Origin of the sequence: Streptomyces sp. YIM 130001 (assembly GCF_003574445.1) — a bacterium.
GTDB lineage: Bacteria > Actinomycetota > Actinomycetes > Streptomycetales > Streptomycetaceae > Streptomyces.
Map to the genome: position 1 here is coordinate 331,016 of NZ_KZ984551.1, position 23,989 is coordinate 355,004.

Below are 23,989 nucleotides of genomic sequence, written 5' to 3' on the forward strand. Positions count from 1 at the left end.
GGGAGTTGAGACAGGCCGACGGCCACCGCGCGGATGATGCGCGGTGGCCGTCGGCCTGTGCGGTACGGGGCCCGCGGTGACTACAGGGCGACTCCGAGGAGCGCGTCGACCGCGCGCGAGACGACGCCGGGTGCCCCTTCTTCGTCGCCGCCCTGATCGGCCTGCAGTTCGGCCCAGCGGTCGACCGCCGCGAGCGCGGCCGGCGAGTCCAGGTCCTCGGCGAGTGCGGCCCTGATCGCGTCGACGAGGGCGTCGGCGGACGGTCCGTCCGGGCGCGAAACGGCGGCGCGCCAGCGGCCGAGGCGGGCGACGGCGTCCGCCAGGACCTGGTCCGTCCACTCCCAGTCGGCCCGGTAGTGGTGCGCGAGCAGCGCGAGGCGGATGGCCGCCGGGTCGACGCCGGACTCGCGCAGCGCGGAGACGAAGACGAGATTGCCCTTCGACTTCGACATCTTCTCGCCGTCCAGGGCGACCATGCCGGCATGCACATAGGCCTGGGCGAAGGGGTGTTCGCCGGTGAGCGCCTGAGCGTGCGAGGCGCCCATCTCGTGGTGCGGGAAGGCCAGGTCGGAGCCGCCTCCCTGGATGTCGAAGCCCATGCCGAGATGGTCGAGGGCGATGGCCACACACTCGATGTGCCAGCCGGGCCTGCCCCGTCCGAGCGAGCCGCCGTCCCAGCTCGGCTCGCCCTCGCGGGCGGCCATCCACAGCATCGGGTCGAGCGGGTTCTTCTTGCCGGGACGCTCCGGGTCACCGCCGCGCTCCGCGGAGAGCGCCTTCATCGCGGCGGCGTCCAGCCGTGACACCTCGCCGAAGTGGGCGTCGGACTCGACGGAGAAGTAGGTGTCGCCGTCCAGTTCGTAGGCGGCGCCGAGCTCCCGGAGGCGTTCCACCAGCGGCACGATCCCGGGTATCGACTCGACGGCACCGACGTAGTGCCGCGGCGGCAGCATCCTGAGGGCCGTCATGTCCTCGCGGAAGAGGGTGGTCTCGCGGTCCGCGAGCGCCTCCCAGTCCTCGCCGTCGCGCACGGCCCGCTCCAGGAGCGGATCGTCCACGTCGGTGACGTTCTGGACGTAGTGAACCTGCCGCTTGGTGTCGAGCCACACGCGCTGCACGAGGTCGAACGCGTTGTAGGTCGCCGCGTGACCGATGTGGGTCGCGTCGTACGGAGTGATGCCGCAGACGTAGATACGGGCGACGGGACCGGGGTCGACCTGGACGAGTCGATCGGTCGCGGTGTCGTGAATCCTGAGGTCGCGGCCCTTGCCGGGCAGGGCGGGGACCTCGGAAGCGGGCCAGGCATGCATGACTCGAGCGTAACCGGACGCTGCTTCCGGATACGAACCGGACCGGGACTCTTGGCCTGTTCGGCCCTCTTGCGCTCGCCCGGGCCGACCCGCCGGAGCAGTATTCGCCAGAGGCCTGTCGTACGGATCAGCGCGGGGCCCGACGCTAGACCGGCGGCCAGGGAATCGGCGGCCACTCCCCCGACGGCTCGGGATGCCGTCCGTCGCGCAGGAGCGCGGCGACCCTGCCCCGCAGGGCGGTGATCTCGTCCGCGGTGATCAGTGGCGCGAGGCGCAGCGTGAGGGCGCCGTCCTCGACCAGGGCCTCGGTGAGGGAGCGCAGCACACCGGTCGCCTCCGCGGTGAGCGGATCTCCCGCCCAGCCCCACAGCAAGGTGCGCAGCTTGTCCTCGCTGTTGAAGGTGACCCCGTGGTCGATGCCGAAGAGCCGGCCGTCCGTGGCCGGAAGAAGGTGCCCGCCCTTGCGGTCCCCGTTGTTGATCACCGCGTCGAGTACGGACAGACGACGGAGCCTCGGATCGTCCGCGTGCACGAGCAGTGCGGTCCGCCCGCCGCCGATCTCGGCACGGCCCACCGCCTTCCAGCCTTCGCCCGGCTCGTCGGCGTCGACCAGGGCGAGCAGTTCGGCACCGGGCGGCGGCCGGTCGTCGTCCTGCTCGAGGTCCGTATCACCCGCGCCGTCGCCGGCTTCGTCGGTGACGGCGTCGACCCACAGCTGGCACATGCCCTCGCCGTACGGTCCGTCGCGCAGCACGGTCGGGGGCACCAGGCCCCACCCGGTCGCCTCGGAGACCTCGAAGGCGGCCACTTCGCGCTGTGCCAGGGTGCCGTCGGGGAAGTCCCACAGCGGCCGCTCACCGGCCACCGGCTTGTACACGCACTCGGCCAGCTCATCGCCGCGGGCGACGTCGCAGAGCAGCACGGCGTTGGACGCCTCACGGATCCGGCCGCGTACGGTCAGCTCGCCGTGGGCGAGCAGTTCAAGCGCATCCGCCCCCGTCACGCGTCGCGACGGTATCCGTTCTGACGCGGGCATACGTGTCCTTCCGGATCGAGCGGCAGGCTGCACAGCGGGCAGGGCGGACGGCCGGCGTTGACGACTTCGAGCGCACGCTTGGCGAACGCCCTGGCCTGCGCGCCGGAGAGCCGCACGCGCAGCATCGGCGGGCCGTTCTCGTCGTCCTGCAGCAGCTGTTCCTCGGCGGCCTCGAGGTCTTCCTCATCGTCGCTGTCCAGCTCGACGAGAGCCTGGGCCTCGACGATCATGCACTGCTCGTCGCCGTCCCAGGCGAGGGCCATGGTGCCGACCCGGAACTCCTCCTCGACGGGTGAGTCGAGCGGTGCGCTGTCGGCGACCTCGCCGGGCGCGACGGCGGGCACCGAGGCGTTTCCGCCACTGAGGCGTACGACATCGTCAAGCAGCTCGTCCATGCGCTCGGCAAGGGCGGCGACCTGGGTCTTCTCGAGGGCGACACTGGTGACCCGGCCTGCGGCGGTGGCCTGCAGGAAGAACGTACGGCGTCCGGGCAGCCCGACCGTGCCGGCCACGAAACGCTCCGGCGGGTCGTAGAGGAACACCTGACGGGACACGTCCTGGCCTCTCCTGGTTCGACTGGGGCTTCGGCTGGGGTTACGACGCTTCGCTCCGGGGGCCGGCGGGTTTCGATGCCCGAGGGCGCGGCTGCGTCAAGTGCCGCGCCTGGTCCGACCCGTTCACCCTACTGCGCGCAACGATCACGGTGCGCCCGCACCGCCACCCACGGTCGCGTCGTCGGAACTCGCCTCCGGGGGGACGGTCGGCGGCGCCAGGGGACCCAGGTCGCCGGTGTCCCCGAGACGTACGAGGAACGGCCGCAGCCGGGTGTAGCGGATCGCGGTGACCGAACAGGGGTCCACGTGGATGCGCTGGAAGAGGTCCAGGTGCAGGCCGAGGGCGTCCGCCACAAGGGACTTGATGATGTCGCCGTGGGAACACATCAGGTAGACGGCGTCAGCGCCGTGATCGCGCTCCACGCGCGCGTTCCACTCCCGTACCGCTTCCGCTGCCCGGGTCTGCATGGCACGCATCGACTCGCCGCCGGGGAAGGCCGCGGCGGAGGGGTGCTGCTGCACGACCTGCATCAGCGGTTCGTCGGCCAGTTCGGCCAGCTTGCGGCCCGACCAGTCGCCGTAGTGGCACTCGCCGATCCGCTCGTCCTCGTGGACCAGGATTTCGGGGCGGTCCGCGAGCAGCGGCGCGAGCGTCTCCCCGCAGCGCTGCAGCGGGGAGCTGACGACCTCGGCGATCGGCACCCCGGCCAGTCGGCCCGGCAGTGCGGCGGCCTGCTCGCGGCCCCGCTCGTCCAGGGCGACGCCGGGTGTCCAGCCGGCCAGCAGGCCCGCGGTGTTGGCGGTCGATCGTCCGTGCCGGACCAGGATCAGCGTGGGCATGCCTGCCACCCTAAGTCGTGTCCGCTCGTGCGGGCACGGCCGTTGGTGGTCCACGCACGCGTGGACCCCGATTTTCACCGGGCGCGTACCCGTCCCCGCGCGCGTGGATCGGGAGATCCGGTGCGCTTTGCCCGGGTGCGCGGGGACCGCCGGGCGGGGAGAATGCGCGCAGTGATAGTGGACTGTGCGATCTACCGAAAGGGCCGTAGGACAGAGGCGTCCGGAGACTTCTCGGACTCGCTGTCCGAGGCCCGCGCGTCCGGCGACGCCTTCCTCTGGATCGGCGTGCACGAGCCGACCGCCGACGAGTTCGAGCGGGTCACCCACGAGTTCGGGCTCCACCCGCTGGCCGTCGAGGACGCGCTCAAGGCCCACCAGCGGCCGAAGCTCGAGGTGTACGACGACTCGCTGTTCGTCGTCCTGAAGCCGGTGGTGTACGACGACGCCGAGGACACCGTGACGGCGGGCGAGGTGATGGTCTTCATCGGCGACTCGTTCGTGGTGACCGTCCGGCACGGCGCCGGCGCCCCGCTCGCGGCCGTACGACACCGTCTGGAACACGACCCCGACGTCCTGTCGCACGGGCCGACCGCTGTCCTGTACGCGGTCAGCGACGCGGTCGTGGACCACTACCTGGAGGTCGCCGACGAGCTGCACCTGGACCTGGACGCCCTCGAGGCAGAGGTCTTCGCGCCCGACCGCTCCGACACCCGCGGACTGGCCGCCCGGATCTACGCCTTCAAGCGCCAGGTGCTCGAATTCCGGCGCGCCACCGTGCCGTTGACCCTGCCCATCGAGCGTCTGACGGGCACCGGCGTGCCGTTCGTGAGCGCGCAGGCGCAGCCGTTCTTCCGCGACGTGGGCGACCACCTGACGCGCGCCAACGAGGCGGTGGAGAGCCTGGACCGCCTGGTCTCCGACATCCTCTCGGCCCACCTCGCGCAGACCGGCGTGCGACAGAACGACGACATGCGCAAGATCTCCGCCTGGGCCGCGATGGCCGCCGTACCGACCATGATCGCGGGCGTGTACGGCATGAACTTCGACCACATGCCGGAGCTGCACCAGAGCTGGGGATACCCGGTGGCGGTCGCGCTGATGGCCGGTCTCGTCTACGGCCTGTACTGGCTCTTCAAACGCCGCGGCTGGCTGTAGACCTGACCCTGCCGCACCACCGCTCCCGGGGCCGGGTCAGGCGAACTCCGCCGCCGAAGTCGCGGGCCCGCCGAGGGCGTTGCGCCGCTCGGGCACCTTGAGCGACACCATCCGGCGCCAGCCGACCGCCCGTTCGTAGAGGTACATCGCGTGGATTCCCGCCGCGAGCAGCAGGGCCTTCGGGCGTGACCAGCCGAGGATCCGGCCCATGCGCGCCATCACCCCGAGGCTGACGTCGCGGTAGACCTTGATCTCGGCGTGCGCGGACTCGCGCAGGATCCGCTGGATCTCGCGGCCGTGGCCCTCGCGCGCGAGGGCGAGCAGCTCCTCGTGGCAGTACGCGAGATGGTTGTCCTCGTCCTGGGAGATCATCTTGACCGCGCGGCCGAGGTCGTGGTCGGCGGGGAAGAGCCCCCGCAGCTGTTCCATCTGCTCGGCGGCGCGCTGCTCGGTGACCCTGCTGTGCGCCAGATACGTCACGATGTCCCGCTCACCGAGCCGTCGTTCACCGCGCAGCAGATCGTGGCCGAGACCGATGCCCTGGCGCTCGAGGAGCATCGTGTAGTCGATCTCGGACGGGACCTCGCATGCCGTCAGGCCGCGCTTCTTCAGCAGGGCGTTGAAGATCCGGCCGTGCTTGTCCTCGTCCGCGCCGTGCCGGGTGATCTTGGGGACGAGGGCCCGCCTGCTCTCCGGTACCAGCGCCGCGATCCGGGCGTTCTCCCAGCCGCCCTGCGCTTCTCCGCTGGCCGCGATCGAGCAGAACAGCCGGTAGGACTCGTCGTTGTCGATGATCTCCTGGAAGAGACTCTTGGCCGACAGCATCTCCGCCACCTCCGTAAGGTGTCCGCAAAGAACGAGTCAAATGCGGTACGGGGCGACTGGCAACACGTGTGCCGGACAACTCCGCCGAAAGACGGACGCGCCCGGTCCGTCACACCCGCGGTCACGGGCGTAACCGACCGGGCGTCGGCGCGTTGTTAGAAGTGACGGCCGTGGCGGGGAAGACCCCCGAGCCCCCACCACGGCCGCAGAAATCTTCCCCTCCGCTATGCCAGCCCGGCGTGCTCGAGCGCCTCCGTGCCCGCGCGCAGGGCGGCGAGCCGCTCTTCCAGGGTGAACCCGGCCGGGGCGAGCGTCAGGGTGGTGACTCCGGCGGCGGCGTAGGCCCGCATCCCGTCCGCGATCCGCTCGACGGAACCGAGCAGCGTCGTCGAGTCGATCAGCTTCTCCGGCACCGCGGCGGCGGCACCTTCCTTGTCGCCGGACAGGTACTTGTCCTGGATCTCGGCGGCCGCCTCCGCGTAGCCCATGCGCTGCGCGAGCTGGTTGTAGAAGTTCTGCTTGCGGCTGCCCATGCCGCCGACGTACAGGGCGGTGTACGGGCGGAAGGTGTCGGCGAGCGCCGGGACGTCGCTGTCGGCGCCGAGCGCGAGCGGGACGGTGGGGCAGACGTCGAAGCCGTCCATCGTGAGTCCGGCCTTCTCGCGGCCGGCCCGCAGCGGCTTGATGGCCGTCTCCTCGAGGTGCTCGGCCGACGGGAAGATCAGCAGCGCGCCCTCGGCGATCTCGCCGGTCTGCTCGAGGTTCTTCGGGCCGATGGCGGCGATGTAGAGCGGGATGTGCTCGCGTGCCGGGTGCACGGTGAGCTTGATGGGCTTGCCCGGTCCGTCCGGCAGCGGCAGCGTCCAGTGCTGTCCCTCGTAGGAGAGCCGCTCGCGGCTCATGGCCTTGCGCACGATGTCGACGTACTCGCGGGTGCGGGCCAGCGGCTTGTCGAACTTCACGCCGTACCAGCCCTCGGAGACCTGCGGCCCCGAGACGCCGAGACCGAGCCGGAAACGGCCGCCGGAGAGCGAGTCGAGGGTGGCCGCAGTCATCGCGGTCATCGCGGGCTGGCGGGCCGGGATCTGGAAGATGGCGGAACCGACGTCGATACGTTCCGTCTGGGCCGCCACCCAGGACAGGACGGTGGCGGCGTCCGAGCCGTAGGCCTCCGCGGCCCAGCACACCGAGTAGCCGAGGCGGTCGGCTTCCTTGGCGACGGCGAGATTGTCCGCGTCCATCCCGGCGCCCCAGTAGCCGAGGTTGATCCCGAGTCGCATGGGCCGATCCCCTTACTGATCAGTAACGTCGTTGTCCCGTGGGACTCTAGCGCGCCCGGCCCGGATGCGTCAGCTGTGGGTTGTCCACAGGCCGAGACCATTTCGGGGTCCGGACAGTAATCTCGGCGCCCATGGAGCAGAGGCATCTCGGCCGTACCGGCCTGCGTGTGTCCCGGATCGGACTCGGCACCCTCACCTGGGGGCGCGACACCGACGAGCAAGACGCCGCGGACCTGTTGAAGGTCTTCTGGGACGCGGGCGGCACGCTGGTCGACACGGCCGATGTCTACGGCGACGGGGACGCCGAGTACATCGTGGGGCGACTCCTGGACGGACTCGTACCGCGCCGGGACCTGGTGATCGCGACGAAGGCCGGCAGCGTCCCGGACCCCGACCGGCGGTTCGACGCCTCCCGGGGCCACCTGCTCGCCGCCCTGGACGCCTCGCTGCAGCGGCTCGGCACGGACCACGTGGACGTGTGGCAGGTGCACGCCTTCGATCCCGGCACTCCGCTCGAGGAGACACTGCAGGCCCTCGACATCGCTGTCGCATCGGGCCGCGCCCGCTACGCCGGGGTGTCGAACTTCTCCGGCTGGCAGCTGGCCAAGGCGGCGACCTGGCAGCTCGGTGCCCCCGGCACCCGCACCCGGATCGCCAGCGCCCAGCTCGAGTACTCGCTGCTGCAGCGTGGCATCGAGCGCGAGGTGCTGCCCGCCGCCCTCGACCTCGGCGTCGGGCTGCTGCCGTCGTCGCCGCTCGGCCGGGGCGTGCTGACCGGCAAGTACCGGCACTCCACGCCGGCGGACTCGCGGGGCGCCTCCGAGCATCTGGCACCGTTCGTCGCGCCCTATCTCGACGAGGCGGCCGGTCGGGTGGTGGACGCGGTGGCGACCGCCGCGGACGGGCTCGCGACGACGCCGCTGCAGGTGGCCCTCGCGTGGGTGCGCGACCGCCCCGGCGTCACGGCCCCGATCATCGGCGCGCGCAACGCGCAGCAGCTCACCGCTGCTCTGTCAGTGGAGGCCCTTAGTCTTCCTGACGAGATCTTCCGGGCGCTCGACGATGTGTCGGCGCCCGTGCACCGCTATCCCGACGATCAATGGAGCGTCCTGTAGAGGACGCTCCGATACATCGAACGAACATCCCGATCACGACTGGAGCACCCTGTGAGTACGGAGTCCACGGCGAGCACGGCATCCACGGCCGCGGACGAAGCCGCGTCGCCCGCGGGCGTACCGGACGGGGCGGACGCACCGGACGGCTCCGCGCCCGACGCCGCCGGAGGCACGGAGGAGACAGAGGAGAACGAGGACGGCAGTGGCACGACGGTGACTGCGAACGCCTCTGACGAGCTCGGGGAGGCCGACGGCGCGGAGGTAGCCGCGAGCGCCGACGCCCCGGGCGAGAACACCGAAGCGACTGCCGAACTCTCGGACACCGAGGCCGAGTTGGCTGCCCAGCGCGAGCTCAGGGAGCGCATCGCCCGGCGCAAGTCGGAGAAGCAGGCGCCTATCGAGGCGGGCACCAAGCTGAGCGGCACGGCCGCCGACCTGCTGGCCGCGGTCCGCGCCGTGGAGAGCGGCGAGAAGCCCGCGGCCGCGTTCCGGGAGCCCCCGGCCGCGCCACGCACGCCCGCGCCCGCCGCTCAGGAGCCGAGGCCCCGTCCGGCGCCCGAGCCGGCCACCGCCCCGTTGTCCGAGCAGGCCGTGACGGGGGTGCGCGCCGTCCTCGCCGCCGGCTCCGCGCCGGAGTCGCTCGCCGGCCAGGTCACCCGCACACTCGGCGATGACGCCGGCGACCGGCTCCGCGAGGACCCGTGGCTGCTGCTCCGCCTCCCCTCCGTACGCCCTGACCAGGCCGACGGATTCGCCCGCGCGCTGCTCGGCGACGACTGCGGCCCGGACGACGAGCGCCGCGGGCGGGCGCTCGCGGTCTGGCTCCTGGAGCAGGCCGCTCTCGCGGGCCACACCGCCCTCGATGCCCCCGCACTGCACGAGGCGCTCGCGCACCGCTCGGTGCCGGACCCGGACGCAGCGGTGCAGAACGCGATCGCGGAGGGGGACGTGCTCGTCTTCCAGGACGCGCTCGACGACCCGCCGGGCACCCCGCGCCCCGCGCCCGCGGAGGACGGCGAGGAGACCGAGGAGCGGCCGGTGCGGGTCCTGGTGGGCCTCGAGCGGTACGCGATGGCCGAGGAGAGCCTTGCGGACGGCCTCGCCCGGCTGGTCAACTCCCCTGTCGCGGAGGACGACGGGACCCGTGCGGGCCTGGAGCGAGCGGCAGCCGGCGCGCGCAGCTCGGCTGCCGAGCTGATCGGCGCTGCCGCGAGCCACGGTCTCGTCCTGCACAGCGGCGGCGAAAGCGCACGTGCCGAGCCGGCCGCCCTCGTCACCGCGGCCCGTGAGCTCGGCCTCAGGGCTGCTGCAGCGGTGCACGGCGAGGACGGCCGCCACCGCCTGGCCGCCACGCTCGGCGACGACGCGGTGTGCACGGTGGCCGGACTGCTGTCCGGCGCCGAGGGGCCCGGCCGGGACGCCGAGGGTGCGCTGGCTCTGGACCTCCTCGCGGTCCTCGATGCCCCCCAACTCGACGTGGAAACGGCCGCGATGCTCGTGGAGTCCCTCGCGGACGGCACCCGGCTCGTACTGAACGGCGACCCCGGCGTCCTCGCATCGGCCGGCCCCGGGCGGGTGTACGCGGACCTGCTCGCCTCGCGCGGCTGTCCGGCCGTCGTCTCCCGTACGCCCGACCCGGGCCCGCTCGGCGAGCTGGTCTCGGGCATCGGCGCCGGCGAATTGCCGGCCGTCGAGGCCCCGGACAAGGAGGTCGTGATCGTCCCGGTGCGCGATCCGGGTGAAGCGGTGCACCGTACGGTCCAGTTGGTCGCCGAATCGGTGCCACGCGCCTTCGGGATCCCTGCCGAGCAGGCCCGGGTGATCACACCGGTCCACGGCGGTGCGGCCGGCACCCGGGCGCTCAACGAGGCACTCAAGAACCGCCTCAACCCGGGTCCGGGGCGCTTCGGCGGGTTCGACCCCGGCGACGTCGTGGCGTATTCACCGGTCCCCGGGCGCACGCACCAGGGCCGCGTGGTCCGGGCGGACGCCGCCGGGCTGCATCTGGACTGCGGCGGCCGGGCCGTGGTCGTGGCGCCGGAGAGCGTCGAGCAGCAGGTGCGGCACGGCTGGGCACTCACCGCGCACCAGGCCGTCGGTCACCGGTGGCCCGCCGCGGTCGTCGTGCTGCCGGGCGACGCGGCCGGCGCCCTGACCCGGGCGTGGGTGTACACGGCGTGCGGCCGAGCGGAGCGTCATCTGTCGGTGGTGCAGGGCGTGGAGCAGGCGTTGCCGAAGGCCGTGGCGGAGATCCCGGCCAAGCCGCGCACGACCAGACTCACGACGCTGCTGCGCGCCCAAGTGCCCGCGCAGTCCTGAGGTCTCGCGCCCTGGCCACGGCTCCCTCGCGGCAGCCGTGGCCGGGGCGGCCGGTCAGCGGTCCACGTCGAGCGGTTCCAGAGCCTCGTCGTCGAACGATCCCGCCGCCGGCGCACCACTACGGCTGCCCGGCGTGGCGAAGGCTCCGCCGCTCCGGCGTACGCCACCGCGTTCCGGCTCGTCCGCGTCGTCCGGGTCCTCGTCGAAGACGGAGCTGACGTCGAAGCGGCACACGATCTGCTGCGGGTCGGCCTGCTCGAAGGGCGCCTCGAGCCATTCCCCGGGCTCGGCCGGCTCGTCCGCGGCGGTCACCCAGAGCGTCGAGTCACCCTCTTCGAGACCGAACTCCTTGTGCCGGGTGGCGATTTCGTCCGGTTCGAACTCGCCGAACAGCACACCGAGCGCTGCGTGCGTGCTGTGCCCCACCGACTCACCGGCCGGTGCCTCGCCGTCGTCGACGTCCGCGTCGAGGTCCGCGACCCGCTGTGCCTGCGCGAGCAGCCGGTGCGGCTCCGCCACCGTGTAGTCGCGGCGGATCAGGACGCTGAGTGCGTGCGGCTCGTCGGGGCCCGTGTACGGCGGCAGCCCGTCCTCGGCGCCGGGGATCTCGAAGGGGGTGACCTCGTCGTAGGCGTCGTAGAGCAGTTCGTCGTACACCTCGGCCGCCGCGGCGAGCCGGTTGAACGCCTCGAAGACGACCGGGTCGTCCTCACCCGCACGCCGTTCGACGGCCGCCAGGTGATGGTCGAGAGCGGCCTTGACCGCTTCGGCGGCGGCGCGTACCTCGGCGGCCGTGGACTGCGCAGCATCAGACATAGTGCAGACGCTATCCGCACCAGGGCGTTGCCCGCACAATAGATGCGATGCCGGAATACGAATTTGTCGATGTGTATGTACCGCGCGGGGTGTCCCGCAAGGACGCGACCCGCCTGCTCACGGACCACGCCGAGTACGGGCACTGGGAGTTGGACCGACTGAGGCTCGATCCCGACGGCAGCCGCCGGGTGCGGCTGCGCCGCCGGATCATCCGCCAGCTCCGCGCCACCTGGTGAGCACGGCACGGTCACACAGCGGGACAGACAACAGAAAACGGACAGCAAAAAAGGGAGTGGGCCCGTGACGGTGCCCACTCCCTTCGCGTGACGCCTTGATTACGCGGCGCGACGCGACTTTCGGTACAGCACGGCACCGCCGAGCAGCAGTCCCGCGGCAAGCGGTACGGCTGCTCCGATCGGCAGTTCACTGCCGGTCTCGGCGAGCTGAGCAGTGGGCTCCGCGGCGACGAGCTGAGTCTCCGGCTCGTTGGGCTCGGCCTCGGTGACGCGGTCCTCGTCGGGGGTTTCCGGCGTGACGGGAGTCTCCGGGGTCTCCGGGGTGTCCGGAGTCGACGGCACTGCGTCGTTGCTGCAGTCGTTGCCCGCAGTCGGGTTGAGCAGTCCGACGACGTTCACCGAGTTGCCGCAGGCGTTCACCGGCGCATGCACGGGGGCCTGCACGGTGTTGCCCGAGAGGACGCCCGGGGAGCCGGTGCTCTTGCCGGTGGCGGTGGCACCGCCACCGGAGCCGCTGCCCGCCTTGCTGCCGCCGCTTTCGTTGGCGCAGCTGTTGCCCATCGCCGGGTTGAGCAGTCCGACGACGTCCACCGTGTTGCCGCAGGCGTTCACCGGCACGTCCACGGGGACCTGCACGGTGTTGCCCGATGCCACTCCGGGTGATCCTGAAGCACTGCCGGTGGCATCCGCGGCGTACGAGTACCCGCCGGACATGGCGAGCACTCCGCCCGCTGCTGCCACCGTGATCAGGCCTTTTCTCGTGACCTGTCGCATAGCTTGTTCCCTGCCTTTGACCATACTCAGTGCGCACGAGCCCGATGCCGTGCGCCTAGTGTCCAGCGGCCCCGGAGTGCAGGGGATGCGCTCCGGGGCCGAGGACTCAGACCCTCATGGGGTGAGGCACAACGTCAGGCGTTGGCGCAGGTGTTGCCGAAGGCGGGGTTCAGCAGCCCGATCACGGAGACCGTGTTGCCGCAGACGTTCACCGGCACGTGAATGGGAGCCTGAACCACGTTGCCCGAAAGGACACCCGGGGAACCCACGGCAGCGCCCTGGGCACCCGAGTCGGCGACGGCCATGCCCGCACCCGCGAGCACCAGACCACCAGTGGCAGCCGCAGCAGCGACGACCTTCTTGATCATTATTCCTCCTTGTTGGCAATGCGGTCCAAGCTGCGGACCGCAACACCTGTAACGAGGAGTTGCCGACAGAGCTACGAGCCTATTGGTCCATTCACTCTTTTCAGTCGATTACGCACGTGCGGACGATTATTGGGAGTGTCGTTTCAGCAGGTCAGCAGTTCTGGCCCGGTCCGGATCAGCCGGCGTCGATGAAACGGTCGAGCACCCGCACGCCGAACTGGAGTCCGCTCACCGGGACCCGCTCGTCCACGCCGTGGAACATCCCGGCGAAGTCGAGCTCCGGCGGCAGCTGCAGCGGCGCGAAGCCGAAGCACCGGATGCCGAGATCGTCGAAGGACTTGGCGTCGGTGCCACCGGAGAGCATGTACGGCACCGCGCGCGCGATCGGGTCCTCCGCCTTGAGGGCGGTCTGCATCGCGTCGACGAGGCGGCCGTCGAAGTCGGTCTCGAGCGCCTTGTCGCCGTGCACGTCCTCGCGGCGGACGCGCGGGCCGAGGATGCGGTCCAGGTCCGTGAGGAACTCCTCCTCGTAGCCCGGCAGGAAGCGGCCGTCGACGTGGGCGGTGGCCTGGCCGGGGATCACGTTCACCTTGTATCCGGCGCCCAGTTGGGTCGGGGCGGCGGAGTTGCGCAGGGTGGCGCCGATCATCTTGGCGATGCCGCCGAGCTTGGCGAGGGTGGCGTCCATGTCCTCGGGGTCGAGCTCGGTGCCGAGTGCGTCGGAGAGTTCGTCGAGGAAGGAGCGCACCGTCTTGGTGATGCGGACCGGCCACTCGTGCCGGCCGAGGCGGCCCACGGCCTCGCACAGCTCGGTGATCGCGTTGTCCTTGTTGGTCATGGAGCCGTGGCCTGCGGTGCCGTCGACCGTGAGACGCATCCAGTGCATGCCCTTCTGGGCGGTCTCCACGAGGTAGAGGCGGAGGTTCTCGTTGACGGTGAAGGAGAAGCCGCCGACCTCGCCGATCGCCTCGGTGACCCCCTCGAAGAGATGCGGGTGCTGGTCGACCAGGTGCCGTGCGCCGTAGACGCCGCCGGCCTCCTCGTCGGCGAGGAACGCCAGGACGATGTCGCGCGGGGGCTTGCGGCCGGAGCGCATGCGCTCGCGCACGACGGCGAGCGTCATCGCGTCCATGTCCTTCATGTCGACCGCTCCCCGGCCCCAGACGCAGCCGTCCGCGATCTCGCCGGAGAACGGGTCGTGCGTCCAGTCCGCGGCGTTGGCGGGCACCACGTCGGTGTGGCCGTGGATGAGGAGTGCGGGCCTCGAGGGGTCCTCGCCCTCGATCCGCGCGACGGTGGAGGCGCGGCCCGGGTGGGACTCGAAGATCTGCGGTTCGAGTCCGACCTCGGCGAGCTTCTCGGCGACGTACTCGGCTGCCTTGCGCTCGCCGGGCCCCGAGTGGTCGCCGTAGTTGCTGGTGTCGATGCGGATCAGGTCCCGGCAGAGGTCGACGACCTCGTCCTCTCCGCGGACGGAACCTGTGGTGCCGGCCGTGCTCGACTCGCTCACGCTGCTGCCTCCCGATGGTGCGGTTGGGTCCCTCCCATCCTCCCGCGCCGGACCCCGAGCCCCAAGGGCGGACGCCCTTCGACATACGGCGTTCACCTCGGCCCAGGGGTGTGATCAGGGGCCCCCGAATGTTTGCTATGGTTTTCCACGTCGCCGCGGGAGACCGCGGTTCACCTGGTCCGGGTGGCGGAATGGCAGACGCGCTAGCTTGAGGTGCTAGTGCCCTTTATCGGGCGTGGGGGTTCAAGTCCCCCCTCGGACACCATCACTTCAGTACATGGCCCCGTAGCTGCTCGTCGGCTGCGGGGTTCTTCGTCGGCGGGTACCGGGACGAACCGGCTCCGACAGCGCGAGCGGCGAACGCCCTGCCCGGCGCGGCCCCGTCGCACGGCGGCCGAGGGCCGGATTCCCCGGAGGCCTCGCGGGATTGACCGAATCGGCTGACGTGGCCGCTCCTCGCCCGAGAAGCTGTCCGCGGACCCCGACGCTGGAACGTCCTCTCGGCCACGACGACCGAGCACCCCGCCATCGCCATCGGATCGCGCCGGACGGCCACAAGGCCCAGGAACAGACACGGAACCACGCCACCGACCTCGTCGGCGCCGGGACGGGCGCCGGACAGGAGCCGCCGTGACCGACAAGCCCGGTACCCCTTCCGTCTACGAGTGGATGGGCGGGGCGGACGCCCTGCACCGGCTCACCGACGCCTTCTACGCCCAGGTGCTCGCGGACCCGCTCCTGGCACCGGTGTTCGCGGGTATGGACCCCGGTCATCCGCGCCATGTCGCGCTCTGGCTGGGCGAGGTGTTCGGCGGCCCCGACTCCTACTCGGCACAGCACGGCGGGCACGCGCACATGGCGAGCAGGCACCTGGGCCGGCACATCACGGAGGAGCAGCGCCGTCGCTGGGTGGACCTGCTCCTGGACGCCGCCGACGAGGTCGGCCTCCCCACCGACCCCGAGTTCCGGGCCGTGTTCGTCTACTACATCGAGTGGGGTACGCGGATGGCGTTGATCTACTCCGGCGAGAACCCGCCGCCGGTGGACGCCGCCGACATGCCCCGGTGGCAGTGGGGCCAGACCCCGCCGTGGCAGCCCGACCACGGCTGACCGCGCGGTCCGGGCAGCACAGAGGCACTGTGCACAATGGTGCGCATGTCGTCCCGCCGTGCCTCCCGTCGCGCCCCGAGCCGCCCGCAGACCGTCGTCCGCGCGGATTCCCCTTGCCCGTGCGGGCTGCCTGCCGCGTACGGCGCGTGCTGCGGCCGGCTGCACGACGGACGGGTGGCGGCAGCGAATCCGGAGGCGCTGATGCGGTCCCGGTACGCCGCGTTCGCGGTGCGGGACTCCGCGTATCTGCTGCGCACCTGGCATCCCGCGACGCGTCCGCAGCGTCTCGGGCTCGAGGACGGCACGCGCTGGCTGGGCCTGGAGATCCTGGACAGTACGGAGGGCAGCGCGTTCCACTCCGCGGGCACCGTGACGTTCCGGGCCCGCTACACCGACGGCGGGCGGCCGGGCGTACTGCACGAGCGCAGCCGGTTCGAGCGGTTCGACGGGGCCTGGGTGTACGTGGACGGGGACATGCTCGGCTGACGTCGGCCCCGCACCGCCCGGGCGCAGTCCCCCGGTCGGGCTCCGGCATCATGGGGATGATGTGCGCAGAGGGCGGAAAGGGTGAGGTCCGTGGAGACCGGTCGGGTCGTGGTCGTGATGGGTGTGTCGGGTACGGGCAAGACAACCGTCGGAGAGCTGCTCGCGGCGGAACTCGGCGTCCCGTACGCGGAGGCCGACGCGTTCCACTCGCCGGCCAATGTGGCGAAGATGGCCTCCGGTACGCCGCTCGTCGACGAGGACCGGTGGCCGTGGCTGGACGCGATCGGCGCATGGGCCGCGGGGCGTGCGGGACAGGGCGGGGTGGTGAGCTGCTCGGCTCTGAAGCGGGTGTACCGGGATCGGCTGCGGGCTGCCGCGCCGGGCATCGTCTTCGTCCATCTGCACGGCTCGCGTGAGCTGATCTCGGCGCGGCAGTCGGCGCGTACGGACCACTTCATGCCCAGCTCGCTGATCGACTCCCAGTTCGCCACGCTGGAGCCGCTCGAGGCGGACGAGGCGGGCGTACGGGTGGACGTGGCCTCCGGGCCCGAGACGGTGGCGCGCGAGGCGGCAGCGGCGCTGCGGCATCGCTGAACCGGAGCTGCGTCAATCACGCTGCCGGGTGCGGCAGTTGGTGGTGCCTCCGCCCTGTGGGCACGGCCCGGGCCTGAGCCGGGAGCCGTACCCACGAGGGTTCACGCGGAGGAGTCGGGGCTCTCGGCGTCCGCGGCCTTGTCCAGCTGGAAGGCCTGGTTGCCGAGTCCGATCCGGGCGTGCACCGCCGGCTTCGCCCGGCGCAGCACCGCTCCGTAGACGAGCCCGGCGACGGCGGACAGGCCGATGATGCCGGGCAGGATCCAGCTGAGCGCCGAGCCGGGGCCCGCGCCGACCAGGACGTCGAAGTCCTTGACCGTGTAGACCGCGATGCCGACCAGGGCGAGGCCCGCGAGGCCGGAGGCGATCAGGCGCCAGGCCTGGGCCGCGGCGGCACCGCGCCGTACGAAGAAGACGATGACGGCGAGGCTGGCGCTGGCCATCAGGACGATCACGCCGAGGGCGCCGATGTTGCCCATCCAGGTGAACAGGTGCAGGACGGACGCCGTCGGGTCGTCGACCGGACCGTCGTCGGTCACCGCGAAGGCGAGCACGACGATCACCGAGATCACCGACTGGAGCAGCGAACCGGTGCCGGGGGCGCCGCTCTTGGCGTTCGTACGGCTGAAGGTCGCGGGCAGCAGGCCTTCGCGGCCCATCGCGAAGGCGTACCGGGCCACCACGTTGTGATAGCTGAGCGCCGCCGCGAACATGCCGGTCACGAACAGGATGTGCAGGACGTCGGTGAAGGTGCCGCCGAGTCGGCTCTCGGTAAGGAAGAAGAGCAGGTTGGGCCCTTGGTCGCCTGCCGCTTTCACGATCGAGGACGGCCCGGCGGCGACGGTCAGCGCCCAGGAGCTCAGGGCCAGGAAGACGGCGGCGATACCGACCGCGAGGAACATCACGCGCGAGACGACGATCTGCGGTCGGCTGGTCTCCTCCGCGTAGACGGGCGCCTGTTCGAAGCCCACGAAGGCGGCGAGGCAGAAGCACAGGGCTGTGCCGAGGCCGGCGCCGCCGAGGGTGTCGGGATTGAAGGCGTGCAGCGAGAGGCCCTCGCCGCCCGGCTCCGCGACGGCCGCCAGGTCGAAGATCACGACGAGGGCGAACTCGATGACCAGCAGAACACCGAGCACCTTCGCATTGAGATCGATCTTCAGCCAGCCGAGCAGGCCCACCACGGCCACACAGATCAGGGCGAACACCCACCAGGACACCTCGAGGTCCAGATAGGTGGCGAAGATGGTGGACATCTCGAAGCCGAGGATGCCGTAGATGCCGACCTGGAAGGCGTTGTACGCGACCAGGGCGACGAGCGAGGCGCCGGCGCCGGCGGTGCCGCCGAGGCCGCGGGCTATGTAGGCGTAGAACGCACCCGCGTTGTGCACATGCCGGCTCATCTCCGCGTAGCCGAAGCTGAAGAGGATCAGGACGGAGCCGAGGATGAGGAAGAGCAGCGGCGTACCGACGACTCCCATCACACCGAATGTGGTGGGCATGACACCCGCGACCACCATCAGCGGGGCGCTGGCGGCGAGTACGGACAGGAGCAGCCCCACGGTGCCGAGCCGGTTCGCGCGCAGCGCCCGGTCCTCGCCCTTGTACGTGTTGATGACGTCCTGTCCTGCGCTGCGCTCTCCGGTTCTCCGACCGGTGCTCGAACTGCCCGTGGGCATGGGGTGTTCCTTTCGTGGCGTGGTGCGAACCTGGTGGGTCGCGCGGCGCGGAGCCGTGCGGTCAAGCGGAGCCGAACGCGGCGCGGCGCGCGGCACGGAAGGATTTGTCGGGATCCCGGTTCGGGTACGACCAGGGCGCGGGAGTGGCGTGCGGGCCGATGCGCTGGAAGAGCGCGGCGGCCTCCGCGGCCCGGCCCTCGCAGAACTTGCCGTGCGCAAGGAAGTTGAGGTCGATACGGCCTCGCGGGTGGTGGATGCCGTCCCATTCCAGCCACCAGTCGAACGCCCGGCGCATCACGCCCCGGGCCCGGCGTCCGCTCCAGTGGTCGGAGGCGGCGGGGTCGGCGGGTTCGGATCCCGCGGCGGCAAGGACCCGGTAGCGCTCGGTGTGGGCGATCACCGGGAGCAGCGAGAGCGGGGAGTCCGCGGGGGCCTGTTCGGCGGCCCAGGAGGCGAAGTCGTAGACCTCGTGCATCGGGTCCTGCCCGGCGGCGGGGCGGCGTTCGGCGAGTCTGGCGACCATCAGGTGGTGGGCGTGATGGTGGTCGGGGTGCCGGTGGCGTACCTCGTCGAAGAGCTGGAGCACCTCTTCCTCGGTGCCCAACGAGCGGGCGAGGAGCAGGAGTCCGAGCCAGGGGGTCGGGTCGTCCGGGGCCAGTGCGGCCGCCGTGCGGCAGGTCTCCTGTGCACTCTCGGGACGCAACTTCCCACGCAGCGCGCGGAAGACGTCCGCGGCGGCGACGAGCGCGGCGGCGTCCGCGCTCTCCGGTTCGGCCAGGCGCCATTCCTCGGCCCAGGAGGCGGTGGACGGGGCCTGCCCGAGGACGACGAGGCGATGGCCGCGGCGGTCCCAGTCGTCGCTGGTGTCGGCCAGCAGCGAGCGGACCGCGGTCCAGCGGCCACGGTCGAGAGCGTCCCGTGCTGCGGCCAGTTCCGAGTCGTCGAGTGCGGCGTCGAACCCTTCCCTGGCACGCTTGCGGGAACGCCCGAGGGGCGGTGGTGGGGGCACCGGTGTTTCCTCTACAGCGCGGTTAGCAAGCAGATGATCACGCACAGCAAACCGGTAGGCACAGCCCCCCGTCAAGGGCCCAAGGCTGGGGCGGGCCCCAACTCGGTTTATCTGACACCTAGTTGGGAACGCGAACGCTCGGGTCGGCCGGGGTGCCGGTATTTCGCTGGCACGACATCCCTGGCCTGCGGTTACGCTCCCCGTATGCCTGCCGCCGAACTGCCGCCCTTCGAACTCGCCTTCCCCGGACCGCTGCGGGACAGCCTGGTCGCCGCGGTGCTGAGCGGGGCCAAGACGACCACCACCTCACTGCACGCGTCTTACGGACCGGACGAGCCGCTCCCGCGGTCCGGCGACCGGTGCGCCCTGATCGACTCGGCCGGGCGGCCGGTCGCGGTGGTGGAGACGACCGAGGTACGGGTGCTGCCGCTCGGCGCGGTGGATCTGCGGCACGCCGTGGACGAGGGCGAGGGGCACACGACGGTGGCCGAATGGCGGGCGGACCACGAGGAGTTCTGGCTCGGCCCCGAGTGCCGGGCCGAGCGCGCCGACCCGGACTTCACCCTCGACGACTCCAGCCTGGTGGTCACCGAACGATTCCGGGTGACCGAGCGACTGGACTGAGCCGGCCTCCGGCCCTCGGGACCGGCCCCTCAGTCGACCGCCTGCGCCGCCGCACGCCCCGCCGCACGCCCGGAGAAGATGCACCCGCCGAGGAACGTGCCCTCCAGCGAGCGGTATCCGTGCACCCCGCCGCCGCCGAACCCGGCCGCCTCCCCCGCCGCGTACACGCCCTCCAGCGGGCTGCCACCTGCCGTCAGGACGCGCGAGGACAGGTCGGTCTCGAGGCCGCCGAGGGATTTGCGGGTCAGGATGTTGAGCCGTACGGCGACGAGCGGACCGGCCTTCGGGTCGAGGATGCGGTGCGGGGCGGCGGTGCGGATCAGCCGGTCGCCGAGGAACTTGCGGGAGCCGCGGATGGCGGTGATCTGCGAGTCCTTGGTGAAGGGGTTGGTGATCTCGCGGTCGCGGGCGACGATCTCGCGGCGCAGTTCCGCCTCGTCGATCAACGTGTCCTTGGTGAGGTCGTTCATGCCGCGCACGAGCGAGGCGAGGTCGTCCGCGACGACGAAGTCCGCGCCCTGGTCCATGAACGCCTTGACCGGACCCGGTACGTCCGCCCGGGCCCTGCCGATCACGTCGCGGACGGACCTGCCGGTCAGGTCCGGGTTCTGCTCGGAGCCGGAGAGGGTGAACTCCTTGCCGATGATGCGCTTGTTGAGCACGAACCAGGTGTAGTCGTGCCCGCTGTGCATGATGTGGTCCAGGGTGCCGAGCGTGTCGAACCCGGGGAAGAGCGGCACCGGCAGACGCTTGCCGCGGGCGTCGAGCCAGAGCGACGAGGGACCGGGCAGGATACGGATCGCGTGCTTGGCCCAGATCGGGTTCCAGTTCTCGATGCCCTCGGTGTAGTGCCACATCCGGTCGCCGTTGATACGGCGGCCGCCCGCCTCCTCGGCGATGCCGAGCATCAGACCGTCCACGTGCGCGGGTACTCCGGAGAGCATGCGCTCGGGCGGCTTGCCGAGGCGCTCGGGCCAGGCGGCACGCACCAGTTCGTGGTTGCCGCCGATGCCGCCCGAGGTGACGATCACGGCCTGCGCCCTGAGCTCGAACTGCCCGGTCACCGTGCGGCTGCTGGCCTCGCCACGCTCGATGTCCGAGGGTTCGAGGATCTCTCCGCTGACCGTGTCGACGCTGCCTGCGCTCCGGCTCAGGCCGGTGACGCGATGCCGGAACCTGAAGTCGACCAGACCGCGCGCCGCGCCCTCGCGCACCCGGCGCTCGAAGGGCGCCACCACCCCGGGCCCCGTGCCCCAGGTGATGTGGAAGCGGGGCACCGAGTTCCCGTGCCCGGTCGCGTCGTAGCCGCCTCGCTCGGCCCAGCCCACCACGGGGAAGAAGCGGACGCCGCGCTCGTGCAGCCAGGACCGCTTCTCGCCGGCCGCGAAGTCGACGTACGCCTCGGCCCAGCGGCGCGGCCAGTGGTCCTCCTCGCGGTCGAAGGCGGCGGTGCCCATCCAGTCCTGCAGGGCGAGTTCGCGGCTGTCCTTGATCCGCATCCGGCGCTGTTCGGGCGAGTCGACGAAGAAGAGGCCGCCGAAGGACCAGTGCGCCTGGCCGCCGAGAGACTGCTCGGGCTCCTGGTCGAGGAGGATGACCTTGCGGCCGGCGTCCACCAGCTCCGCGGTGGCCACCAGACCGGCGAGCCCGGCCCCGATCACGATCACATCAGCGTCGTACGCCATCGCCGTCCGTCCTTCCCGGGGCAGCCGCGCCGGTTACTCGCGCGTCAATGTCGGTTCGATCCAAGCCGTGCCCCGGCGGCCCGTCAACACTTCGGCCGCCACCTTCGCGGCCCGGCCCGTACCGGGAACGACCCGGAGGACCTGCTTGGATGACCGGATGAGCGCTGACGAAATCATCGACATCGTCGACGAACAGGACCGGGTGACGGGACAGTCGCCGCGGGGTGAGGCCTACCGCCTCGGACTGCGGCACCGCTGCGCGTTCGTCCAGGTGACGGACGGCGAGGGCCGGATCTTCGTCCACCGGCGCACCCCCACCAAGCAGGTCTATCCGTCCCTGTACGACATGTTCGTCGGCGGCGTGGTCGGCGCGGGCGAGTCGTACGACGAGGCGGCCCTGCGCGAGGCGAGCGAGGAGCTCGGCGTGACCGGGCTCGCGCAGCCCGTCCCGCTCTTCAAGTTCCTGTACGAGTCCGGGCGGCACTGCTGGTGGTCGTACGTCTACGAGGTGCGCTGCGAGCTGCCGGTGCGGCCGCAGGTGGAGGAGGTCGACTGGCACGGCTTCCTGACCGAGGAGGAGCTTGCCGAGCGGCTCGACCGGTGGGAGTGGGTGCCGGACGGGCGGGTCGCCCACGACCGGCTGCGGGAGTTCCGCGGGAGCCGGCCTTGAGGTCCGGAGCATCGGCCGGGACGGACGACGTGCGGGCGAGGACGGGGTGGAACGCGTGAGCGGGTTCGTGGAGTCGTTGCGCCTGTGGTTCTCGCCGGAGCGGGTGCGCGAGGAGGGCGATACGCCGGACTACCGCTTCTCGCTCGCCAACGAGCGCACCTTTCTGGCGTGGATCCGCACCGCGCTCGCCCTGGTCGGCGGCGGGTTCGCGGTCGACCAGTTCCTGCCGGACCTGCGCTGGGGGATGCGGGTGGCGCTCGCGCTGGTACTCCTCGCGACGGGCGCGCTGTGCTCGCTGCGTGCCGTGAACCACTGGGTGCGGTGCGAGCGGGCGATGCGGCGCGGTGAGGATCTGCCGGTGTCGCGGTTCCCGGCGCTGCTCAGTCTCGCGGTGGGTCTGGTCGCCCTGGTGATGGTCGCGGTGGTGCTGGTCGGCTGGAACGGCCGGTGAGCACCGCGCCGGACGCGGGGCGGCGTGATCCGGGCCTGCAGCCGGAGCGGACCCGCCTCGCGTGGCGGCGCACCACGCTGACCTGCACGGTGGCGGCGGTCCTCGCCGGCCGGCAGGCGCTGCACGAGGAGGCGGGGGCCCTCGCGCAGGTGGCGGCGGCCTGCTCGTTCCTGTTCTGGCTGGCGTTCATCGCCGTGGCTCACCGCCGTATTCGCGAGCTGTCGCGTTCCCACCGGCCCGGTGCGCCGCCCCCGCTGACCGTGGCGGCTGCGGCGCTGTGCACGGTGGGCCTGGCGGCCTTCGCGGTGGGCGTGGTGCTCTGACGCGGGGGTGGCGGCGCGTGCCCACGCCGGCAGAGCGCCGCGCCCCGCAGCGGCGACTCGGCCCCGAATCCCCGGGGCAGGGATATCCCCGGGCCCGGACGCCGGACGAGAATCGGATCACGTTCCGCCCAGGCACTGGACGGCATACCGACTGGTCGGCATCATTCTCTCCAGAGTCCCTACCCCGAGGAGCCACCCGCATGACCGCAGAGCAGCCCCCAGGCCTCGATCTCGACCGGCTGCGCAGCCATCTGGACCGCGAACTGCCCGGCCTGGTGCGCGGCCCGCTCGACGGACGGCTGATCGAGGGCGGCCGGTCGAATCTGACGTACGCCGTCAGCGACGGCACCGAACGGTGGGTGGTGCGCAGGCCGCCGCTCGGCCATGTCCTGGCCACCGCGCACGACATGAAGCGCGAGCACCGCGTCATCAGCGCCTTGCACCCGACGGCGGTGCCGGTGCCGCGCACGTTGCTGTTCTGCGAGGACGAGGAGGTGACGGGCGCGCCGTTCTACGTCATGGAGTTCGTGGCGGGGACCCCGTACCGCACCGCCGAGCAGCTCACCGCGATCGGGCCGGAGCGGACCCGGGAGGCGGTGCTCGGGCTGGTCGACACTCTGGTGGAGCTGCACGCGGTCGACCCCGGCGAAGCGGGGCTCGCCGACTTCGGGCGGCCCGAGGGCTTCCTCGACCGGCAGCTGCGGCGCTGGGGCAAGCAGTTGGACGCCTCGCGCAACCGCGAACTGGCCGGCGTCGACGAGCTGCACGCGGCTCTCGGCCGTGAGCTGCCCGTCTCCCCCGCTCCGACCGTGGTGCACGGCGACTTCCGCCTCGACAACGTCCTGGTCGACGAGGAGCAGAGGATCCGCGCCGTCCTCGACTGGGAGATGTCCACGCTCGGCGATCCGCTGACCGACCTGGGCCTGCTGGTGATGTACAGCCTGGAACTCGAGGTGGACAACTCCCCCATCAACACGACCGCTTCGGCGCCGGGCCACCCGGATCCCGCGGAGCTGATCGAGCGGTACGCCGCGCGCTCGGGGCGCGACGTCACCGCCGTCTCCTGGTACACGGCCTTCGCCTGGTTCAAACTCGCGGTGATCCTCGAGGGCATCCACTACCGCTACACCCTGGGCCAGACCGTCGGCGCGGGCTTCGACCGCATCGGCGATCTCGTCCCGGTCTTCATCGAGCACGGCCTCACGACCCTCCAGGAAGGCTGA

25 protein-coding genes and 1 tRNA gene are annotated in these 23,989 nt (G+C 71.6%); 13 read left to right on the top strand and 13 right to left on the bottom strand.

From position 1 onward, the window contains the following. Window positions 1-80 precede the first annotated feature (80 nt). From mshC to DSC45_RS09330, 4 genes are all read right to left on the bottom strand, one after another. Window positions 81-1,310 carry a cysteine--1-D-myo-inosityl 2-amino-2-deoxy-alpha-D-glucopyranoside ligase gene (gene mshC / locus DSC45_RS09315; protein ID WP_119288963.1) on the bottom strand — a complete coding sequence of 410 codons (1,230 nt, stop codon included), beginning with the start codon at window positions 1,308-1,310 and terminating at the stop codon, window positions 81-83. A gap of 145 nt (window positions 1,311-1,455) precedes the next feature. Continuing rightward, window positions 1,456-2,346 carry an SCO1664 family protein gene (locus DSC45_RS09320; protein ID WP_119288964.1) on the bottom strand — a complete coding sequence of 297 codons (891 nt, stop codon included), beginning with the start codon at window positions 2,344-2,346 and terminating at the stop codon, window positions 1,456-1,458. Beyond that, on the bottom strand, window positions 2,310-2,900 hold the full coding sequence (locus DSC45_RS09325) for a DUF3090 domain-containing protein (RefSeq protein ID WP_119288966.1): 591 nt from the start codon (window positions 2,898-2,900) through the stop codon (window positions 2,310-2,312). The genes DSC45_RS09320 and DSC45_RS09325 overlap by 37 nt, the downstream gene beginning before the upstream one ends. 144 nt (window positions 2,901-3,044) lie before the next feature. Beyond that, window positions 3,045-3,740, bottom strand: a complete 696-nt coding sequence (locus tag DSC45_RS09330; RefSeq protein ID WP_119288968.1) for a histidine phosphatase family protein — start codon at window positions 3,738-3,740, stop codon at window positions 3,045-3,047. A 162-nt stretch (window positions 3,741-3,902) separates the two neighbouring features. On the opposite strand from DSC45_RS09330, the gene corA reads away from it, so the two are divergent. Continuing rightward, window positions 3,903-4,895, top strand: a complete 993-nt coding sequence (corA, locus tag DSC45_RS09335; RefSeq protein WP_119288970.1) for a magnesium/cobalt transporter CorA — start codon at window positions 3,903-3,905, stop codon at window positions 4,893-4,895. Window positions 4,896-4,931: 36 nt separating this feature from the next. Here corA and DSC45_RS09340 read toward each other — a convergent pair whose 3' ends face one another. Both DSC45_RS09340 and DSC45_RS09345 read right to left on the bottom strand, forming a co-directional pair. Further along, on the bottom strand, window positions 4,932-5,720 hold the full coding sequence (locus DSC45_RS09340) for a ferritin-like domain-containing protein (RefSeq protein WP_119288972.1): 789 nt from the start codon (window positions 5,718-5,720) through the stop codon (window positions 4,932-4,934). A 224-nt stretch (window positions 5,721-5,944) separates the two neighbouring features. After that, window positions 5,945-7,000 carry an LLM class F420-dependent oxidoreductase gene (locus tag DSC45_RS09345; protein WP_119288974.1) on the bottom strand — a complete coding sequence of 352 codons (1,056 nt, stop codon included), beginning with the start codon at window positions 6,998-7,000 and terminating at the stop codon, window positions 5,945-5,947. A gap of 131 nt (window positions 7,001-7,131) precedes the next feature. Between DSC45_RS09345 and DSC45_RS09350 the strand changes: the two genes are divergently transcribed. Next, on the top strand, window positions 7,132-8,115 hold the full coding sequence (locus DSC45_RS09350; protein ID WP_119288976.1) for an aldo/keto reductase: 984 nt from the start codon (window positions 7,132-7,134) through the stop codon (window positions 8,113-8,115). A 51-nt stretch (window positions 8,116-8,166) separates the two neighbouring features. After that, window positions 8,167-10,434 carry a helix-hairpin-helix domain-containing protein gene (locus tag DSC45_RS09355; protein ID WP_205571286.1) on the top strand — a complete coding sequence of 756 codons (2,268 nt, stop codon included), beginning with the start codon at window positions 8,167-8,169 and terminating at the stop codon, window positions 10,432-10,434. A gap of 54 nt (window positions 10,435-10,488) precedes the next feature. Here the strand turns inward: DSC45_RS09355 and DSC45_RS09360 are convergent, their stop codons facing one another. Continuing rightward, window positions 10,489-11,250, bottom strand: a complete 762-nt coding sequence (locus tag DSC45_RS09360; RefSeq protein WP_240434550.1) for a hypothetical protein — start codon at window positions 11,248-11,250, stop codon at window positions 10,489-10,491. A 47-nt stretch (window positions 11,251-11,297) separates the two neighbouring features. Between DSC45_RS09360 and DSC45_RS09365 the strand changes: the two genes are divergently transcribed. Next, a complete protein-coding gene (locus DSC45_RS09365; protein WP_119288980.1) occupies window positions 11,298-11,486 on the top strand; it encodes a DUF5703 family protein in 189 nt (62 codons plus the stop codon). Window positions 11,487-11,585: 99 nt separating this feature from the next. Here DSC45_RS09365 and DSC45_RS09370 read toward each other — a convergent pair whose 3' ends face one another. The 3 genes from DSC45_RS09370 to DSC45_RS09380 all read right to left on the bottom strand — a co-directional run bounded on the left by DSC45_RS09370 (window position 11,586) and on the right by DSC45_RS09380 (window position 14,138). Next, entirely contained in the window at window positions 11,586-12,260 is a 675-nt protein-coding gene (locus DSC45_RS09370; protein WP_119288982.1) for a chaplin, read from the bottom strand. 134 nt (window positions 12,261-12,394) lie between these two features. Continuing rightward, a complete protein-coding gene (gene chpH, locus DSC45_RS09375) occupies window positions 12,395-12,628 on the bottom strand; it encodes a chaplin ChpH (protein WP_119288983.1) in 234 nt (77 codons plus the stop codon). Window positions 12,629-12,803: 175 nt separating this feature from the next. After that, window positions 12,804-14,138 (bottom strand): M20/M25/M40 family metallo-hydrolase, encoded by a 1,335-nt coding sequence (locus DSC45_RS09380; RefSeq protein ID WP_119288985.1) that lies wholly within the window; start codon window positions 14,136-14,138, stop codon window positions 12,804-12,806. A 177-nt stretch (window positions 14,139-14,315) separates the two neighbouring features. Here DSC45_RS09380 and DSC45_RS09385 point away from each other — a divergent pair. The 4 genes from DSC45_RS09385 (at window position 14,316) to DSC45_RS09400 (ending at window position 16,328) form a co-directional block, all read left to right on the top strand. Then, window positions 14,316-14,403 (top strand) — tRNA-Leu (locus tag DSC45_RS09385). Between the two features lie 365 nt (window positions 14,404-14,768). Next, entirely contained in the window at window positions 14,769-15,248 is a 480-nt protein-coding gene (locus tag DSC45_RS09390; RefSeq protein ID WP_240434551.1) for a group II truncated hemoglobin, read from the top strand. Window positions 15,249-15,293: 45 nt separating this feature from the next. Continuing rightward, window positions 15,294-15,734, top strand: a complete 441-nt coding sequence (locus tag DSC45_RS09395; protein ID WP_119288987.1) for a YchJ family protein — start codon at window positions 15,294-15,296, stop codon at window positions 15,732-15,734. A gap of 90 nt (window positions 15,735-15,824) precedes the next feature. Then, window positions 15,825-16,328: a gluconokinase gene (locus DSC45_RS09400; protein ID WP_162929173.1), complete on the top strand. Its 504-nt coding sequence runs from the start codon at window positions 15,825-15,827 to the stop codon at window positions 16,326-16,328. 101 nt (window positions 16,329-16,429) lie between these two features. Here the strand turns inward: DSC45_RS09400 and DSC45_RS09405 are convergent, their stop codons facing one another. Both DSC45_RS09405 and DSC45_RS09410 read right to left on the bottom strand, forming a co-directional pair. Beyond that, window positions 16,430-18,004, bottom strand: coding sequence for an APC family permease (locus DSC45_RS09405; protein WP_119288991.1), 1,575 nt, complete (start codon window positions 18,002-18,004; stop codon window positions 16,430-16,432). A gap of 61 nt (window positions 18,005-18,065) precedes the next feature. After that, the gene (locus DSC45_RS09410) at window positions 18,066-19,013 is read right to left on the bottom strand and encodes a hypothetical protein (protein ID WP_119288993.1); all 948 of its coding nucleotides are present in this window, start codon (window positions 19,011-19,013) and stop codon (window positions 18,066-18,068) included. A gap of 204 nt (window positions 19,014-19,217) precedes the next feature. Between DSC45_RS09410 and DSC45_RS09415 the strand changes: the two genes are divergently transcribed. Further along, window positions 19,218-19,637 (top strand): ASCH domain-containing protein, encoded by a 420-nt coding sequence (locus tag DSC45_RS09415; protein ID WP_119288995.1) that lies wholly within the window; start codon window positions 19,218-19,220, stop codon window positions 19,635-19,637. 29 nt (window positions 19,638-19,666) lie between these two features. Here DSC45_RS09415 and DSC45_RS09420 read toward each other — a convergent pair whose 3' ends face one another. After that, window positions 19,667-21,322 carry an FAD-binding dehydrogenase gene (locus DSC45_RS09420; protein ID WP_119288997.1) on the bottom strand — a complete coding sequence of 552 codons (1,656 nt, stop codon included), beginning with the start codon at window positions 21,320-21,322 and terminating at the stop codon, window positions 19,667-19,669. A 157-nt stretch (window positions 21,323-21,479) separates the two neighbouring features. On the opposite strand from DSC45_RS09420, the gene DSC45_RS09425 reads away from it, so the two are divergent. From DSC45_RS09425 to DSC45_RS09440, 4 genes are all read left to right on the top strand, one after another. Beyond that, the gene (locus tag DSC45_RS09425; RefSeq protein ID WP_119288999.1) at window positions 21,480-21,992 is read left to right on the top strand and encodes an NUDIX hydrolase; all 513 of its coding nucleotides are present in this window, start codon (window positions 21,480-21,482) and stop codon (window positions 21,990-21,992) included. Between the two features lie 55 nt (window positions 21,993-22,047). Further along, entirely contained in the window at window positions 22,048-22,443 is a 396-nt protein-coding gene (locus DSC45_RS09430; RefSeq protein ID WP_119289236.1) for a YidH family protein, read from the top strand. Beyond that, on the top strand, window positions 22,440-22,766 hold the full coding sequence (locus tag DSC45_RS09435; protein ID WP_119289001.1) for a DUF202 domain-containing protein: 327 nt from the start codon (window positions 22,440-22,442) through the stop codon (window positions 22,764-22,766). The genes DSC45_RS09430 and DSC45_RS09435 overlap by 4 nt, the downstream gene beginning before the upstream one ends. 200 nt (window positions 22,767-22,966) lie before the next feature. Then, window positions 22,967-23,989, top strand: coding sequence for a phosphotransferase family protein (locus DSC45_RS09440; protein ID WP_119289003.1), 1,023 nt, complete (start codon window positions 22,967-22,969; stop codon window positions 23,987-23,989).